Source organism: Desulfuromonas sp. (assembly GCA_002869615.1).
Classification (GTDB): domain Bacteria; phylum Desulfobacterota; class Desulfuromonadia; order Desulfuromonadales; family UBA2294; genus BM707.
On record PKUH01000035.1, the window covers coordinates 19,248 to 36,173 of the forward strand.

The window sequence follows — 16,926 nt, forward strand, 5'->3', positions numbered from 1 at the left end:
ATCAATCAGCTCCCAGCAGATCCCGGATAACCTCGCCGGCCATAGTCAATCCGAACATCGGGGGAATGACTGAAGAGCTGCCAAGCGGCGCCCGGCGATCCTGGTAGCTCGCATCTTCTTCGGCATCGCGCCGCCCCTCCGCCAATGGGCGGAAACCCTCGAGCGAGTAGACAACCTTGATGCCATGTTCGATCCCCCGCTTGCGCAACTCTTTTCTGATAATCCGCGCCAGCCGGCATTTCCGGGTCTTCTCCAGATCATCAACCCGGATCCGGGTCGGGTCGATTTTGTTGGCCGCTCCCATCGATGAAATCAACTTCAAATCGCTATTATGACAACTTTCAATCAGGTGCAGCTTGGCCGTCACCTGATCTATACAGTCGAGCACATAATCGTATCCTGGCGCCAGAAGTTCAGAGCTGTTTTCGGCCGAAAAAAGAATCTCGATCGGTTCAATCTGCGCATCCGGGTTGATTGCCCGGCACCGTTCGGCCATGGCCCGGGCCTTCGCTTGTCCGACTGTCGCCGCAACCGCATGAACCTGGCGATTCAGGTTGGTGATATCGACCTGGTCAAAATCGATCAGTGTCAGCCGGCCGAGGCCGCCGCGAACCAGTCCTTCGGCCGCATAGGATCCGACCCCGCCGAGGCCGAAAACCGCAACCGACTTGTTGCGCAATTTTTCAAGGCCGGCCGCTCCGTAGAGCAGGTTCAGCCGGTCAAATCGATCTACTCTCATTTACCGTTCATCCAGTTTGAGGGCCCGCCTGGCATTTCTCGTTGTCATGGCGGCTGCCTGCTCCAGGCTCCACCCCCTGATTTCAGCCAGCCGCTCGAGAACAAGATTAAGCCAGAGCGGCCGGTTCGCGCAACCCCGATGCGGATGCGGCGCCATATCCGGGGCATCGGTTTCAATAACAATGGCATCACCGGGTGCCTTTTGCAAAACCTCAACGACACGCCGCGCTTCAGGATAAGTCAGCGATCCGCCAAAGGAAAGAACAAAACCGAGCGAAATCGCCTTCCTTGCCGTCTCGTAGCTGCCACCGAAGGCATGCATGATTCCGCCGACCCGGTTAATCTTTTCTTCCTGCAGGATCTCGAGTATCCGCCCGGTTCTCCTGCGACAATGGATCAGGACCGGCAAGCCCTCGGCAACGGCAATCTGTAACTGTTCGCGAAACACCCGCTCCTGCACTTCGCGTACAACATCAACATAGCGGTCGAGACCGATTTCACCGACTGCGACTGCTTTTTCGTCGCGCAAAAAATTCTGCAGTTCGTCGCCACAGGATTGATCCCACTCTTCGCCGGCCAGCGGATGCACTCCGTAGGCCGCCAAACCGCCGTCGATTGAGGCAACCATCTTTTTCAACCGTGGCCAGTCACAGCGGTGCACGCCGGGGACAACAAAACGGGCGACCCCGCTTTTCCGGGCGGCAATAAGTTCTTTTTCAAGATCGAGTTCGGCGGAAAAACGGTCGAGATGGATATGCGTATCAATCAACATTTACCGATTGTAGCATAGGTTCTGCAGGCAGGTGAATTCCGGCTTTTATCTTGTTTTGGCCAGATAACTGTGCTACTTCTATCTGGTTGGATTACAATTATTTCATGTTTTATTGAGGGTTTGTCATGGCTCTTCCCGGAATCAGCAACGTCCCCTATATCCGCAAGGTTTTTTTCTTTACCCACGGCGTCGGCATGGTTGCCGGGCTGCTTTTCCCGATAATCACCGCACCGGTACTCGGCGACACTGTTTTCACCCTGCCCTTCTTTCTCGTCTGCCTTCTCATGGGCTATGGCACCGGCGCCTGCATGTACTTTTTTGTCAGAATCACACTCAAGAAACAGTTGCGCCTGCAACTCAACATGCTGCAGCCGCTGACCGGGAAAACGGAAGCCGATGACGAGTCGCTCGAATCGCTGAATGGCCTGCTGGCGAAATCAGTCGAACAGGTAGAGATGCTGGTCCAGACAATTACCGATACGATTGAAGAACTGGCGCCGCACCATTCCGGCATATCCGAGCGGAGCCATTTCCTTTCGGAACAGGCAATGGCCGGCCTGAAAGCAGCCTCTTCCAACCGCGAGATTGCCGTCAGCCTTGAGGAGCAACACAGTCAAATTGCCGAGCAGATGGAGAAGCTTTCCAGCCGCACCCAGGATGAAGCAGCCTTGTCTCGCGAACTCTTCGCTTCGCTGCAGGAGATGGCCTCGGCGATGGAACACTCCAACATGAAGTTTCTCGAAACCACATCCAGTGTCGACCAGATGTCGTCCAGCACGCGTAAGGTCTCGGAGCAGGCAAGTGAATTCTCGCATCTGATTGAAACGACAGTCAACGATCTGCAAACCATCCAGAATGCCCTGAACACTATCCGTGACGGTGCAACGTCCAGCGCCGAGGTTGTCACCCTCGTCACGAAGAACGCTGAGGGCGGTATTGAAATCATGGATGAGTCAATCGAAGAGATGGACCGGATCGATGAGGAGAGCCGAAAAGCAACCGCGGCCATGCAACGGCTTGTGCAGCAGACCGAGGAGGTCACCAAGATTATCGAGGTCATCAAGGATCTTGTTTCGGATACCGAGCTTCTCGCCTTTAACGCTGCCATCATAGCCGCCAAAGCCGGGGCCGAGGGCAAAGGCTTTTCCGTTGTCGCCGGGGAGATCCGTGACCTGGCTGATCGCACAACAACCAGTGCTGAGGATATTCATAATATTATTACCGCTATTGCCAATGACACCGGCGAGGTGACGGAAGCGGTTAATGCAACCGCGGCCCGCATTGCCCGTGGCAAGCAGCTTTCAATGGAGACCGGCGCCGCCCTGCGCAAGATCATGGAGAGTGCACGGCAGTCGACAAACAAGGCACGCGACATAGCCAACCAGACCGAAGAGCAGTCAAGCCGGGCCGAGGCCCTGATTGAAGATTCTTCACAGAGCCTGATGTCGGTCCATGCCATCACCAACGCAATGAATGAACAGATGCTCTCGATTCAGCGGATTCAGGAAGGGACAACCGAGATGAAGTCGGCGGCCGACCAGATCACCCGCGGCATGGAAGAGCAGGTCCGCGCCAACCGCGAATTCGATCATGGCCTGACCGAACGCGAAGATCAGATTGTGTCGATTAACCAGGCGATTAAAATCCAATCGGAAACGGTCCAGAAGATATACGATCTGATCTCCGCCTCGGAAAACCGGCTGAAGAACAACAAGGTGAAATTATCGGAAAACGATTATGACCTTGACGAAATGGAGATCCTTTCCGGCCGGCTCAAGGAACTGGCCGATGTCTTCCGCATGCACAAGGACGATGCGATTGAAAGCAAGGGCGTCTGAACACAAAAAAGGTGCCGATGGCGGCACCTTTTTTTCTATTGCTATTCACTAAAATTCAGGCCTGATAACTCTTCGGCATATCCTGGCCGCTCGGCATCATGTCATCGTGCGGCGGTTCGCCATGTTCGGCGCGATACTTCTTGCGCATGCATTCATCCATTCTTTCACCTTTGCAAAAGGACTTGATAAAGCCGCGGCAGGCCAGATCGAGGGTTCCTTCATACTTTTTAAAAAATCCGCACTTATCGAGAAGCTCGCACTCCATTGTTACCTCCTGGAAATAAACTTTGCTTTTGGGGGTGTATGCTATTTCCGGAGGTTACTCAAAGTCAAGAATTTTAATGTCGGAGTTTTCTGAAAATCCCGATTGCTGACCCGATTTTATTTTTCTTCTAACAGGCGAGCGACCATATCGGCTGTCGCAGCGGTCAATTCCCGGCAGTTTTCGAGATGTTCCTGCCCGAGCCAATCATAGCGAGCGGTCAAGCCCTTGCAGCAGGTGGTTTTGAATCTTTCTTTGAATTCATCAACCACATCCGACGCCCTGTCGCCCCTGCCCTGCAGACTCAGGGACATCGCAGCACCGGCTACCGCGCCACAGAGACATTTGCTGTTATCGATGCCGCCGCCAAAGACATCGGCCATTTCAACCAGCTCTTCGCGGACTCCCGGGCAGGTCGCCTGCAGTACCGCCTGGGCACAATTGTCACCGGCCCGGAAGAGCTTTCCGGCTTTTTCTCCGGCGGTCAAGTCATCATTGTTGGCGATCCGGAACCGTTTTCTTTTCCTGAATATCTGCATATCTCCACTATACATCAGTCGAAATAAAAAAAGAAACCGCCGGTTATGCCGGCGGTTTTTCTCCACTCTGCCTTGTCCTGTTGTCAGGCGTCCCGGACCCCCATTTTTTTGAGGATGGTGATCAGCGGACACCAGTTGGTGAACGCGCTCTGGAACAGGTTGAGCCCGACAAAAGCGGTAAACCAGAGCCAGTTCGGGTTATGGTAATGGGCGAGCGCAAGGCTCAGCATGATAAAAAATCCGGCGACCATTCTCAGGTAACGATTGACAGTCATGATTGGGTTTCTCCTTTGCAGTGCTCCCAGCTCCTTACTGCCAGGTGGCCATAAGCGGGCGCAGGGCAACCGGAAGCAAGTTAATAAACGAATCGGCGTTTGCCATTACGGATCAGGATCAGGCACTCGCCGTTTTTGGCCCTCTCTTCTTAAGCATGTAGTAAAGCACCGGTACCGCCATCCGGCTGACCAGCAACGAGGCGATCTCGCCGAACATCAGTGAGATGGCCAGCCCCTGGAAGATCGGGTCAGCTAGGATGACTGAGGCACCCACGACCACGGCCAGGGCCGTCAGCAACATCGGACGGAAACGAATAGCACCGGCCTCGACCACCGCCTCGTCCAGCGGCAACCCATGACCGATGCGCAATTCAATGAAATCGACCAGTATGATCGAGTTTCGGACCACGATACCGGCACCGGCCATAAAACCGATCATCGAGGTTGCGGTGAAAAAAGCGCCGAGAGCCCAATGCGCCGGCAGAATACCGATCAGCGAAAACGGGATCGCGGCCATCACCACCAGCGGCGTGAAGTAGTCTTTGAACCAGCCGACCATAAACATGTAAATCAGTATCATCACCACCGCAAATGCCAGGCCGAGGTCGCGGAACACCTCGAGAGTGATATGCCATTCACCGTCCCATTTAAGCGCCGGCTCACTGGTGGTGAACGGCTGGTTCATGTTGAAAACCTCGATCTCACCCCCTTCGCCGCCGTAGTCGCCGGCTTTAAGTTTGGCGAGGCTTTCATTCATATCGAAGATCGCGTAGACCGGGCTCTCGACGCTGCCGGCCACGTCACCGGTAACATAGATCACCGGTTTGAGGTTCTTGTGGTAGATCGGCTGATCAACCGGTTCTTCGCGAACGCTTACCAGCTCACGCAGCGGTACCAGCCTGGCTTTCGGATTGCCGGTCGAACGCAGCGAAATATTCAACAGCCCGTCGACCCGCGCCCGCAAGTGCTTCGGCAGCTGCAGCACGACGTTGACTTCCTCTTTGTCGCGTGGCTGATGGAAGAGGTCGATCGGCATCCCCTGGGTTGCCAGCTGCACCGTACGGGTGATCTCCTCTTCGCTGATCCCGTTAAGCGCCGCTTTCTCCTTATCGATTTTCAGCACCAGGCGGGTGCGCTCGGCCTCACGGTACCAGTCGACATCGACGACGCCTTCGGTCGACTTGAAGATCTGGCGCACCTGTTTTGCCAGTTTGACCCGTGAATCGTCATCGGGGCCATAGATCTCTGCGACCAGGGTCTGCAGCACCGGCGGTCCGGGCGGAACCTCGGCCACCGCTACCGCTGCACCGTATTTTTCTGCAATTTTGGCGATCGCCGGGCGCATGCGGACCGCGATGTCGTGGCTTTGTAATTTTCGTTCACCTTTCGCAAGCAGGTTGACCTGGATATCGGCAACGTCGGGACCGCTCCGCATGAAATAGTGCCGCACCAGGCCGTTGAAATTGTAGGGCGATGCGGTGCCGACATAGACCTGGTAATCGACCGTGGTCGGATCCTGTTTGACCACCGCTGCCATCTCACGCACGACCCGCGCAGTCTGCTCCAGGGTCGAGCCCTCGGGCATATTGAGAATCACCTGAAATTCGCTTTTGTTGTCGAACGGCAGCATCTTGACCTTGACCGCACCGAAGTAGACCATCGTAAAGCTGCCGAGCAGCAGCACGATGATCCCGGCGAAGAAAACACTGCGCCAGAGTACGCTGGCCAGGAGCGGGTCCATGATGCGATGGTAGAGTCGTGTAAAGAAGTCGTCTGGGGCATGATCGTGGTCATCGTCGAGCGGGCACTCGGCGGGATCGACGTCGGGTTCCTTGCAATGCTTGAGCAGACGGATCGCCGCCCAGGGCGTTACGGTGAAGGCGATCACCAGCGAAAAAAGCATTGCTGCCGACGAACCGATCGGGATCGGCCGCATATAGGGACCCATCAGTCCGCCGACAAAGGCCATCGGCAGGATCGCCGCGATCACCGCCCAGGTTGCAAGGATGGTCGGGTTGCCGACCTCGGCCACCGCCTCGATCGCGATCTTGGCCACCGACTTGTTGCTCGCGCCGGGCAGGCGCATGTGACGCACGATATTCTCGACCACCACAATGGCGTCGTCGACCAGGATACCGATGGAGAAGATCAGGGCAAAGAGAGTAATGCGGTTTAGCGTGTAGCCGTAGAGATAAAAGACCAACAGGGTCAGCGCCAGGGTCGACGGGATCGCCAGCAGAACCACCAGCGATTCGCGGAAGCCGAGAAAGAACAGGATCAGCAGCGAGACACCGAAGACCGCGATCCCCATATGCAGCAGCAGCTCGTTCGACTTCTCGGCTGCAGTCTCACCGTAGTTGCGCGTCACGCTGACCTCGACATCGGCCGGGATCAGCTTCCCCTTGAGGGTATCGATCTTGGCCTCGACCTCGTGTACCACATCAATGGCGTTGGAACCGGGACGTTTGGCAACCGACAGGGTTACTGCGGCCTCCTCGTCCTGGCCGGGCTGTCCGTAGAGCACGTAATTGTCAGGTTCCTGCGGGCCATCGCTGATCGTGGCGACGTCCTGCAGGTAGACCGGACGGTCGCCGTAGACACCGACGACGATGCGCTTGATTTCCTCGGCCGTGCTGAAGAATTCGCCGGTCTGCAACAGCACCTGATGATTCAACGATTCGAGGTTGCCGGTGTACTGCTGTTGGTTGGCCTGCTGCAGCGCCCGGATCAGTTGCCCCGGGGCAAGGTCGCGCGCGGCGAGCTTCAGCGGATCAAACTCGACCCGTACCTGACGGCGGGTGCCGCCGATCAGCTTCGTCTCGGCGACGTTGTGAATGTTCTTGATCTCGTCATCTACCTGGGCGGCGAGCCGCCGTAGAATGAAATGATCGTAGCCGCCGCCGTGGAAGGTCAGCGCCAGAATCGGCACGTCGTCGATGGTGTGCGGTTTAACCAACGGTTTCGACACCCCGTGCGGGATGCGATCGAAGTTGGTCTGCAGCTTCTGGTTCAGCCGCACGATCGCCGTCTCGAGGTCCTCACCGACGTAGAAACGCACCACCAGCATGCTCTGGCCGCGGCTCGAGGTCGAGTAGATATATTCGACCCCGGGCAGCTCGTAGAGAATTTTTTCGATCGGGACCGAGACGCGCTGCTCGATCTCGGCCGGGGTGGCGCCGGGCATGCTGACCATCACGTCGATCATCGGCACCTTGATCTGCGGCTCCTCCTCGCGCGGCAGCAGGGTGATCGCCAGCAGGCCGAGCAACAACGAGAAGATAATCGCCAGTGCGGTCAGGCGCGAGTTGATGAACATCGCGGCGACGCGTCCGGCAAATCCCGGGTTGTCGATCAAAGGCTCCTTCATTGTAGCGGCTCCGGCGCAACGATCTTCAGCGGCTGGCCGTCATGCAGTTGTGTCGCTGCGTGGATAATCACCTGATCTCCGGCCGTAAGTCCCGAGAGGATCTCGACCTGTTCACCGTGACGGGTGCCGACGCGCACCAGGCGCAGATGGGCGGTGCCATCCTCAACGACAAAAACCTGGTCCATCTGGCCGTTGACGCTGATCGCCTCAGCCGGAACCAGCAGGGTCTTGGCCCTGCGGTCGACCAGGGAAACGCGTGCGAACTGGCCACTGCGCAGCCCGGCACGAGCCGGTAATGTCAGCTTGATCCGGGTCGTGCGCGTTTCAGGATCAACGGTCGGCTCGATTTCGCGGATCCGGGCATCCAGATCGAGCCCCGCGGCGGGGATCGATATCGGCAGGGGATCTTCGAGCTTCAAACCTTGAGCCAGGGCCCCGGGTACCTGGATCTGCACTTCGAGAGCCTTGCTGTTTTCAAGTTGCAGCAGCGGTGCGCCCGGAGTGGCGAGGTCGCCAACCTCTATCAATTTGCGCGTCACCGTGGAGTTAAAGGGGGCGCGTACCCGGGTATATTCGAGCATGGCCCGGACCTCACGCTCGCCAGCCGCGGCAATCTGTACCTGTTCCTCTAATGTATTGACCCTCTCGGCCGTTGAAGCCCCGGCCGGCAGCAGCTTGCTCTCGCGCTCGAGGTTGCGCCGCGCCTGGGCGAGCCGGGTTTCGGCCTGACGCAGCTTGGCCTTGATTTCGTCGGCGCTGATCGCCACCAGGAGGTCACCCTTGTTGACCCTGGAGCCAACTTCCACCGGTAGCCTGGAAACCTGGCCGGCAACACGTGACGAGATCAGCGCGTGCTCGACCGCTTTAACGGTGCCGGCAACCTCGACCTGAAACGGGACATCGACCTGCTCCAGAATTTGCGTCTGTACCTCAACCGTCGGCATCTTGACGGTCTCATTTTTTTCGGCCGAACCGCCACAACCGAGTAAAAGCAATGGAGCGAGCAATAATAGGAATAATTTCATTGGTTTCATCACACTTATTTCTCCAGGGAAACTTGGGAATCGGATTCGCCAAACAGGGGGAGCCCGGCAGCACGGCGCAGATCGGCGATGGCCACTGCGACCGCCGAGGTCGCCAGGGCGTTGCCGACCCGGGCATCGGTCAGCCGTTTTTCACTGTCGATCAGTTCGGACGTCAACAGAACACCGGCATCGAAACGGGCTTTGGTCAGTCTTTCGCTTTCGGCTGCCTGTTCCACCATCTTCTGCGAGACCTTAAGACGTTCCCGTGCCAGGTTCAAGGCCAGTTCAGCCTGACTCAATTCAAGACCGAGCGCCAGTTCCAGCTTCTTCTTTTCGGCACGGACTTCTCCGAGGCGAGCTTCGGCCAGGGCAATATCGGCGGCAGATTGATGACCATCAAACAGTTTGAAGTTCAAATTCACCCCGGCGATCCACGAGTCACCATCACCATCGAGGACAGTCCCCTGATCATAGTTATACCGGGCAAAACCATCAACCGTCGGCAAGCGACTGCCGCGCGCTGCCGCCAATCGCGATTCAGCGGCCTGCAGGGCAGCGGTCAGCTTCTTCATTTCCGGGCGTTGAGCCGAATCGGGTTCGGTTGGCAGAACCGGGCTTTCGCCTTCCTCAATCTCTATCCGCAAACCATCTCCGGGCAGACCCAAAAGGGTCAGGAATACCCTTTTCGCCATTTCAAGATCGTGTTGCGCCTGGACCAGGTTCTCGGTTGCCTGCGATTGCTCCACCTCAAGGTTCAGCAGGTCAGACTTGAGAAGATCCCCGGCTTCGAAGCGGGACCGGGCGACCGCAAGCGAAGAGGAGATCGCCTTCAGGGCCTTTAAGCGGGTCTCTATAACTTTGCGACTGGCTAAAATTCTCTGAACCGATTGGAAGAGCTTGAATTCGAGACGGAGGAGAACAGCTTCGCTCTCTGCGGCCGAGAGATCGATGCCAGCCCGGGCGGCCTCCTTCTGTGCCATATCCCGACCACCGTTGTATAAACGGTACTGCACACCGACTCCCAGGTCCAGGTTGTCGGTGCGGCCTGGATTGTTAAAGTCTATGCCCGGAGAAAACTCTCCCTGGTTGAGAATATTACCGAAGGAATACATCGGGTTGTTGGTCTGGCTGTAACGACCTGTCAGCTCAAGCTGCGGGTAGAAGCCGACCTCTGCCTGCTGCAGCATAGCCTCGGCCTGGAGTATTCGTTGCGTTGCCTGTTGACTGTCCGGGTTGTTCTTTCTGGCAAATTCGATCGCCCGGCGCGCCGTCCAGATATCAGGACCATCCAGACCAGCGGCGAAGCCCGGTGCACTGAGCAATAAGGTCAAAAAAAGAAATAAGAATGGTCTTGCTTTCATTACGCACCCTGTCATTTGCAGTCAATGTATAGGCCGGTGCTCCGGGACAGAATCAGCTGATCCGTAAAACTATCTTCCCGGCACCAGGCCATTATCAGTTAAACAGTTCCATTTTTCTTATTTTCATGAAACAACTACATTCAAAAAACAATATATTCAAATCAATCCACTCAGTCAACCCCCAATCAATACAATTAGTGTCTGCCAATATTTAAACATATACCTGCACCGATTTCTATTCGAACACCTTAAAAAAAGTAAAGAACCAGATCGAAATTTTAAATTGATATAAAACGCAGTTTGTACTAGTATAACAGGCCTGTAAATCGTCGTATTTTCAGTATGTTAGGCCATGCTGAATTAATTTTTGATATCCCCAAACAAAGGAGCTGTCCAATGAAAAGAGTATTCTCCCTGCTGACCGTACTGCTGCTGACGGTCTGTCTGTCGACCGCTGTCGCTGCTGAAAAGAAAAAAGACCCGCTGGCGGCGTGGAAACCGAAGTTCGATCCGAGTGGTGCCAAGTACACCTACATCCTCTCCAACATCTCGCACCCGGTCATCGAAGGGGTCGCCGTCGGCTACCGGATCCGCGATGCGGTCTGGGAAAAATCGAACGGCCAGATTTACGTCGACTACCGGCCGCTGGCCCAGCTCGGCGGTGAAAAGGACGTTATCGCCAAGCTCAAGCTCGGCGCTGTTCACGGCATGCTGAGCTCTTCGGTCGCCGCTCAGAACGTTGCCGACCGTCTCGGCATTGTCAACCTGCCGTATGTTGTCGACACCTTCGACAAGCTCGACAAGTTCCGCAACACGCCGGAGCTCTGGAAGCCGTTCACCGAAAGCGCGCTGGCCAGCGGCATCATGACGGTCGACGTCACCGGCTACGGTCCGTACGGCTGGGCGACCAACACCCCGGTTAGAACCATCGCCGACGCCAAGACCATCAACTTCCGCATCGCCCAGGCACCGCTTAATGCCGACTTCTATAAGGCCTGGGGCCTGAAGTTTACGGTCATGCCGTGGCCCGACGTGCCGCAGGCTCTGCAGACCGGCGTCATCACCGGCCTCGACCACACCGCCATCGTCTGCAACATCACCAAGAAATTCAACATAGCCAAAAACTTCACCGAGCTCGACTACGCCCAGGGCCTTTTCATCCACCTGATGAACAAGCGCTGGTTCGACAAGTTGCCGGCCGACCTGCAGAAGGTCATGATCGACGTTATTGCAGAAGAGAGCGCCAAGACGCGTGAACTGACAAAGAAGCAGCACACCGAGCAGGTCGCCAAGGCGAAAGAAGCGGGCGTCCAGTTCTTCAAGCTCTCGGCTGCCGAGCAGCAAAGTCTGGTTGACATGGCGGCCCCGGTTCTCGAAAAATGGGGCGAGAAGATCGGTGCGGATTACCTGAAAACCGTACAGACGGCTCTTGCCAAGTAATTATATTTCATATATATTTGCACGACGTTAAATCGGCCGGGGAGGCACCAATCCCCGGCTCTTTTTTGGGATGAAGCATGCTGAAAAAGTTCGTTCGTGTCATAGACCGGTCATTTGCTTTCTTTGAAGACTGGACGTTGTTTCTGACCGTCACGCTCGCCCTGGTGACGGCGATGGCCAATGTCATCCTGCGCAAGACGACCAGCACCTTCAGCATCTACTGGTCGGATGAGGTCGTCCGCAAGGCGATTTTCTTTTCGACCTATATCGGCTGCGTCGCCGCTATCCGCAGCCGCTCACTGATCCGCATTGATGCCCTGCCGCAAATATTCCCGATCCTGAAAAAACCGCTGACCCTGATCAGCCATATTGCGGTTCTCATTTTCTCCGGAGCGATGATCTGGCTTGGTGGCATGATGACAACCCAGGCCTATCACGATCAATACCTGAAGACGGTCTCCCTGCAGATCCCGGAATGGATCTTTTATGCCGTACTGCCGCTGATGGGCGTGATGATGTTTATCCGCACCCTGATCGTGATGGTCGAGGACTGGCGCGGCAAATCCCTGACCGAAGCGGACGAGGAGCCCCCGGCCTGATGGATGTCCAGTATCTGCTCATTCTCGCGGTCATGCTCGGCGCCCTGGCGGCCACCGTCCCGGTCTTCATGGCACTCTTCTTTACCGGCACCATCGGCCTGGTCTGGCTGATCGGCATCGACGCCCAGATCGTCATTGAAGTTCTTTACCGCAGCATGGACAAGTTCGCCCTGATCGTCGTCCTCTTTTTCGTTTTGTGCGGCAACATCATGACTACCGGCACGATCGTCCAGAAGCTGATCAAGACCGCCAATGCCCTGGTCGGCTGGCTGCCGGGCGGCCTGGCAATGGCCGGTATCCTCGCCTGCGGATTTTTCGGCGCGATTTCCGGTTCGACCGTTGCCACCGTTGTCGCGATCGGCGGCTTCATGATCCCGGCCCTGATTGAAAACGAGTACGACGAACCGTTCTCGGTCGGCATCATGACAACAGCACCGATCCTCGGGGTCATAATCCCGCCGTCGATTGCGATGATTCTTTACTCGATGATCAGCAACGACCCGCTCGAGGCGCTTTTTCTGACCGGCTTCATTCCCGGGATCATGATCATGGCCGGCATGTCGCTCTATGCCTATATCTACTGCAAGAAGAAAAAGTTCAAGACGGCCGAGCGCCCCACCTTTAGCGAATTGCTTAAGATCATCAGGGAGAGCGGCTGGGCCCTGTTTCTGCCGGTCCTGATTTTCGGCGGCATCTACTCCGGCTTTTTCACCGCCAATGAAGCCGCGGTCGTCGCCTGCTTTTACGCCTTCTTCGTCGAGATTGTCATCCACAGGGACATGCAGATTCGCGATATCAAGAAGGTCGTTGTCTCATCGGCCGTCACCTCGGCGACCCTGCTGGTGATTGTCGCCGGCGCCTCGGTTTTCGGCGAATATCTCACCTTTGAGCAGATCCCGAACAAGATCGCCAGCGCCGTCGTCGACAGCATCCATTCGCCGTGGGTCTTCCTGCTGGCGGTCAATATCCTGCTTCTGGTGGTCGGCATGTTCATGGACATCATCTCGGCGACGCTGATCCTGACGCCGATTTTCCTGCCGCTGCTCTCGAGTTTCGGCATCGACACCATGCACTTCGGCCTGCTGATGACGATCAACCTCGGCATCGGCTACTGCACGCCGCCGCTCGGGGTCTCGCTCTATATCTCCGGCGCCGTCGTCGACCGCAACCTGGTCTACGTTTCAAAAGCGGTCATGCCGTTTCTCATTATTCAAATTGTGATACTCTTGATACTGACCTACTGGCCCGACCTCGTGCTCCTGCTGCCGCGGCTGGTTTACGGTTAATATCTCACTGCACCACCGGGAGGTCTCGCCATGCTTCCGAAAATTCTGATACCGGTTAACGACTCGCAAGCATCGGATCGCACGATCGCGGCGATTATCGCCAACAAGGAGCGCTTTCCGGTGACCCTGACCCTGCTCCATGTTGTTGACGTTGACAAGCTCGCCTACCGGATGATCCCCGATTTCCAGGTCGACATGGTGCAGGAAAAAGCGATGTCGATCGGCGAGATCACCCTCAACAAGATCAAGGAACGGTTCAATACGGCCGGCATCAGTACCATTTCCCGCCTCGAAGCCGGGGCCCCGCGCGAGGTCATTACCCGGATCGCCAATGACGAGGGCTTCGGACTGTTGGTGATCGGCCGTCGTGGCATGGGTGAGATCCGCGATGTTCTGTTCGGTTCGGTTTCGAACCATGTCCTCCACCACGTCACCTGCCCGGTCCTTCTGGTATGAGAATAAAATGACTGACAAAACCTTCATCGAATCCGACAGAGAGCAACTTGCGCAGCGGGAGATCAACCCGCAGGAAGCACAACGGCAACTCGACCTGTTGCGCCGGGGCAAGGCCTTTTTGAGCATAGACCGGCCCTGCACCGTCAACGATGGCATCACCCGATTGACCGAAACGGCGCCGATCGAATTCTGCCGGGCTTTTGCCGAGGACCGACAACGTTTCACCCGCTTCGTGCCTGCTTCGGGCGCCGCCAGCCGGATGTTCCAGGGTCTCTTTCCCGGTGAATTCGATCCGGACAAAGTCGCACAACTGCGGAATAACATCGAACAGTTCCCCTTTTATTCCGATCTTGCCGCACTCACCGGTGACAAACCTGATGCGACCGACGACGAAACCCTGTTCCGCCTGATGCTTTCGGATGACGGCCTCGGCCTTGCCAGCAAACCGAAAGGGCTGCTGCCGCTGCACCGCGGAGAAGATTACAACCGGACCGCTTTTGCCGAACATCTGCACGAAAGCAGTCGCCTCGGTATCACCCGGTTCCATTTCACGGTCAGCCCCGACCATCTCGAACTGTTCGAAAAGGAACTGGAGAAGGTCAAATCAAACCTCGAAGCAGGGGACGACATCGAGGTCAGCTTTTCCCTGCAGTCACCCGGGACCGATACCATAGCCCTCGACCAGAGTACCGACGGACCATTCCGCAATACAGATAACGATCTGCTCTTCCGCCCTGCCGGACATGGCGCGCTTCTGCAGAATCTCGAGAACTGTCGGGGCGACCTGGTGCTGATCCGCAACATCGACAATGTCGTGCCGAAGCGACTGCAGGAGCCCTACCAGTTCTGGACCGAGATTCTCGGCGGCATGCTGCTCAAAACCCAGCAACAGGTTTTCACCTGGTTGAGAAAACTCGAGAGCAATCCCGACAACCAGACCCTGGTACTGGCCGGACAATTTCTGCAAGAGAGATTTGGCCGGTCGGTCGACAGCACCTTGCCACCAGAAGAGCTGAGCGGTCAACTTATCGGCTTGCTCGACCGCCCGATCCGCGTCTGCGGCATGGTCCCGGTCAGCGGTCAACCGGGCGGCGGCCCGTTCTGGGTCAGAGGTGACCACGAACAGCAGACACCGCAGATCGTCGAAGGGGTGCAGATCGATCCGGATGACCTGGAACAACAGAAAATCCTCGGCGAGTCGACCCACTTCAATCCGGTCAACATCGCCTGTTCACTGCGTGACCGCCAGGGCCGCCCGTACAAGCTCGATCAATTCGTCGATCCGCAGGCGGCTATCATTACAGCCAAGAACCACTCCGGCCGCGATCTCCTTGCGCTCGAACGCCCCGGCCTCTGGAATGGTGCCATGGCAGACTGGAACACGCTCTTTGTCGAAATGCCGGAGACGACCTTTAATCCGGTCAAAACGGTTTTCGATCTTCTGCAGTCGACCCACCAGCCGGACCACAAATAGCGCTTGCGTTCTTGCGGCAACCGATATATATTGAAAATTGAATGCAAGAGAGAGGAGTAAACTATGGATATCCTTTTTATCCTCGGAATTGTCGTCGTCTGGTTTATACTCAACAAGTGGGTGCTGCCCCGGATGGGTATTCAGACCTGACTGTCCGGAGCATGCGAACTCCCGGTGCGGGAGTCAGAAAATAAAAGTAAAGAAAAGGCCGGCGAATAATCGCTGGCCTTTGTACTAAACAACTTGACACTAAAAATATGGCCCACTAGATCCACAGAATATCAACTACACCACTCCGAAAAAAACCGTCGTTAAAAATTTCATTTCCCTCTCCATGCTAACGCTGCCATCGTTGACAGACGAATCTTATACTCACATTTATGAAACCTGAGTATATTTAATTGATTTTTATACTCGGTTTTGTTAAAAACGAGTATAAAAGGAATGTTAAAATGAATGAAATCCCCCTGACAACCCAGACCCTCTACGCTGAGCTACTGGAACAGTTAACTATCTTCGAGGCGAATCGGTCAATCGGACACCTGCGAGGTGGCTTTACTACCAAAAAATCGGGCGATAACCTCTACTATTACTTCCAGTACTCCGAGCCGGGCGGCGAACGTAAGCAGGTTTATATCGGCAAGAAAAGTCCGGCCATACTCAAGCTGGTTGAACTGCATAAACAGAATCAGGAGCACGCGACTGCCGACCGCAAAGAGATTGAGCGACTCTGTGCGCAGATCAGGGCTGGTGGCGCCGTGGTGACAACTTCGGGCCAGGCCAGAGTGTTGCGGGCGCTTGCCGATGCCGGAGTTTTCAGAATGGGAGGCGTTCTGGTCGGCACGAATGCCTTTGCGGCAATGGGTAATATGCTCGGCTATCGCTGGGAAAAAGCAGGCATCCAGACAGCTGATGTCGATATCGTCCCGGAACGCAATCTTGATATCGCCCTGCCCACACAAGCGAAAATCAACATCAAGGACACCCTCGACAAACTTAAACTCGGATTTTTCCCGGTGCCAACAATGGATCGAGAAAGTGAATCGACCTCGTACAAAGTCCGCAAAAAGGAACTGCGCGTCGACGTTTTGACGCCGGCAAAAAAAACCGAAGAGAATTACAGGCCGGTCAAGGTCCCCGGCTTTGAAACTTCTGCACAGGCGCTACCGTACCTTGATTTTTTGATCGAGCAATCACATCCGGCGGCAATCATCAACGGCGGCGGAATCCTGGTCAACATTCCCGATCCGGCCCGCTATGCCCTGCACAAGTTGATCGTCTCCCGGGAACGGCCGATCACCGAGCAGGGCAAGAAAAAGAAAGATTTGCGGCAAGCATCCTTGTTGATAGAGATTTTATATGAAGAAAGGCCGGGCGATCTGCAGCTGGCCTGGGAAGCTCTGCAGAAGCGGGGAGCGTCGTGGAAGAGAAAAGCAAGAACCGGTTATGACGATCTGCTCAAGTTCCATCCCGAAACCCCGGATGTCCTTGGTC

15 protein-coding genes are annotated in these 16,926 nt (G+C 56.0%); 7 read left to right on the plus strand and 8 right to left on the minus strand.

Features of this window, described 5'->3' with window-relative positions:
* Nucleotide 1 precedes the first annotated feature (1 nt).
* Together C0623_04370 and C0623_04375 are read right to left on the minus strand one after the other, a co-directional pair.
* The gene (locus C0623_04370; GenBank protein ID PLY02094.1) at nucleotides 2-739 is read right to left on the minus strand and encodes a tRNA cyclic N6-threonylcarbamoyladenosine(37) synthase TcdA; all 738 of its coding nucleotides are present in this window, start codon (nucleotides 737-739) and stop codon (nucleotides 2-4) included.
* Nucleotides 740-1,510, minus strand: a complete 771-nt coding sequence (locus C0623_04375) for a TatD family deoxyribonuclease (GenBank protein PLY02095.1) — start codon at nucleotides 1,508-1,510, stop codon at nucleotides 740-742. It lies immediately after the preceding gene.
* Between the two features lie 125 nt (nucleotides 1,511-1,635).
* On the opposite strand from C0623_04375, the gene C0623_04380 reads away from it, so the two are divergent.
* Nucleotides 1,636-3,348, plus strand: coding sequence for a hypothetical protein (locus C0623_04380; protein ID PLY02096.1), 1,713 nt, complete (start codon nucleotides 1,636-1,638; stop codon nucleotides 3,346-3,348).
* A 55-nt stretch (nucleotides 3,349-3,403) separates the two neighbouring features.
* On the opposite strand, the gene C0623_04385 is transcribed toward C0623_04380, so the two are convergent.
* From C0623_04385 to C0623_04410, 6 genes are all read right to left on the minus strand, one after another.
* On the minus strand, nucleotides 3,404-3,613 hold the full coding sequence (locus C0623_04385) for a hypothetical protein (GenBank protein PLY02097.1): 210 nt from the start codon (nucleotides 3,611-3,613) through the stop codon (nucleotides 3,404-3,406).
* A 116-nt stretch (nucleotides 3,614-3,729) separates the two neighbouring features.
* Entirely contained in the window at nucleotides 3,730-4,215 is a 486-nt protein-coding gene (locus C0623_04390; protein ID PLY02098.1) for a hypothetical protein, read from the minus strand.
* A 17-nt stretch (nucleotides 4,216-4,232) separates the two neighbouring features.
* Nucleotides 4,233-4,424, minus strand: coding sequence for a DUF2892 domain-containing protein (locus tag C0623_04395; GenBank protein ID PLY02099.1), 192 nt, complete (start codon nucleotides 4,422-4,424; stop codon nucleotides 4,233-4,235).
* Nucleotides 4,425-4,542: 118 nt separating this feature from the next.
* A complete protein-coding gene (locus tag C0623_04400; GenBank protein ID PLY02100.1) occupies nucleotides 4,543-7,791 on the minus strand; it encodes a multidrug transporter AcrB in 3,249 nt (1,082 codons plus the stop codon).
* Nucleotides 7,788-8,825, minus strand: a complete 1,038-nt coding sequence (locus tag C0623_04405) for an efflux RND transporter periplasmic adaptor subunit (GenBank protein ID PLY02101.1) — start codon at nucleotides 8,823-8,825, stop codon at nucleotides 7,788-7,790. Before C0623_04405 ends, C0623_04400 begins: the two co-directional genes overlap by 4 nt.
* A 5-nt stretch (nucleotides 8,826-8,830) precedes the next feature.
* Entirely contained in the window at nucleotides 8,831-10,177 is a 1,347-nt protein-coding gene (locus C0623_04410) for a TolC family protein (GenBank protein PLY02102.1), read from the minus strand.
* Nucleotides 10,178-10,573: 396 nt separating this feature from the next.
* On the opposite strand from C0623_04410, the gene C0623_04415 reads away from it, so the two are divergent.
* From C0623_04415 to C0623_04440, 6 genes are all read left to right on the plus strand, one after another.
* Nucleotides 10,574-11,617, plus strand: coding sequence for a C4-dicarboxylate ABC transporter substrate-binding protein (locus C0623_04415; protein ID PLY02103.1), 1,044 nt, complete (start codon nucleotides 10,574-10,576; stop codon nucleotides 11,615-11,617).
* Nucleotides 11,618-11,694: 77 nt separating this feature from the next.
* Nucleotides 11,695-12,216, plus strand: a complete 522-nt coding sequence (locus C0623_04420) for a TRAP transporter small permease (protein PLY02104.1) — start codon at nucleotides 11,695-11,697, stop codon at nucleotides 12,214-12,216.
* Nucleotides 12,216-13,502, plus strand: a complete 1,287-nt coding sequence (locus tag C0623_04425; GenBank protein ID PLY02105.1) for a C4-dicarboxylate ABC transporter permease — start codon at nucleotides 12,216-12,218, stop codon at nucleotides 13,500-13,502. The genes C0623_04420 and C0623_04425 overlap by 1 nt, the downstream gene beginning before the upstream one ends.
* Before the next feature lie 30 nt (nucleotides 13,503-13,532).
* Nucleotides 13,533-13,958 carry a universal stress protein gene (locus C0623_04430; GenBank protein ID PLY02106.1) on the plus strand — a complete coding sequence of 142 codons (426 nt, stop codon included), beginning with the start codon at nucleotides 13,533-13,535 and terminating at the stop codon, nucleotides 13,956-13,958.
* Complete coding sequence (locus C0623_04435) at nucleotides 13,891-15,432, plus strand: DUF4301 domain-containing protein (GenBank protein ID PLY02107.1); 1,542 nt, start codon at nucleotides 13,891-13,893, stop codon at nucleotides 15,430-15,432. The genes C0623_04430 and C0623_04435 overlap by 68 nt, the downstream gene beginning before the upstream one ends.
* A 452-nt stretch (nucleotides 15,433-15,884) precedes the next feature.
* A partial coding sequence (locus C0623_04440) for a hypothetical protein (protein PLY02108.1) occupies nucleotides 15,885-16,926 on the plus strand: 1,042 nt, incomplete at its 3' end.

What these genes read in the sequence shown, in the direction of transcription:
- C0623_04370 (PLY02094.1), bottom strand. Translation starts at nt 739, where the DNA reads ATGAGAGTAGATCGATTTGACCGGCTGAACCTGCTCTACGGAGCGGCC.
- C0623_04375 (PLY02095.1), bottom strand. Translation starts at nt 1,510, where the DNA reads ATGTTGATTGATACGCATATCCATCTCGACCGTTTTTCCGCCGAACTC.
- C0623_04380 (PLY02096.1), top strand. Translation starts at nt 1,636, where the DNA reads ATGGCTCTTCCCGGAATCAGCAACGTCCCCTATATCCGCAAGGTTTTT.
- C0623_04385 (PLY02097.1), bottom strand. Translation starts at nt 3,613, where the DNA reads ATGGAGTGCGAGCTTCTCGATAAGTGCGGATTTTTTAAAAAGTATGAA.
- C0623_04395 (PLY02099.1), bottom strand. Translation starts at nt 4,424, where the DNA reads ATGACTGTCAATCGTTACCTGAGAATGGTCGCCGGATTTTTTATCATG.
- C0623_04400 (PLY02100.1), bottom strand. Translation starts at nt 7,791, where the DNA reads ATGAAGGAGCCTTTGATCGACAACCCGGGATTTGCCGGACGCGTCGCC.
- C0623_04405 (PLY02101.1), bottom strand. Translation starts at nt 8,825, where the DNA reads ATGAAACCAATGAAATTATTCCTATTATTGCTCGCTCCATTGCTTTTA.
- C0623_04410 (PLY02102.1), bottom strand. Translation starts at nt 10,177, where the DNA reads ATGAAAGCAAGACCATTCTTATTTCTTTTTTTGACCTTATTGCTCAGT.
- C0623_04415 (PLY02103.1), top strand. Translation starts at nt 10,574, where the DNA reads ATGAAAAGAGTATTCTCCCTGCTGACCGTACTGCTGCTGACGGTCTGT.
- C0623_04420 (PLY02104.1), top strand. Translation starts at nt 11,695, where the DNA reads ATGCTGAAAAAGTTCGTTCGTGTCATAGACCGGTCATTTGCTTTCTTT.
- C0623_04425 (PLY02105.1), top strand. Translation starts at nt 12,216, where the DNA reads ATGGATGTCCAGTATCTGCTCATTCTCGCGGTCATGCTCGGCGCCCTG.
- C0623_04430 (PLY02106.1), top strand. Translation starts at nt 13,533, where the DNA reads ATGCTTCCGAAAATTCTGATACCGGTTAACGACTCGCAAGCATCGGAT.
- C0623_04435 (PLY02107.1), top strand. Translation starts at nt 13,891, where the DNA reads ATGTTCTGTTCGGTTCGGTTTCGAACCATGTCCTCCACCACGTCACCT.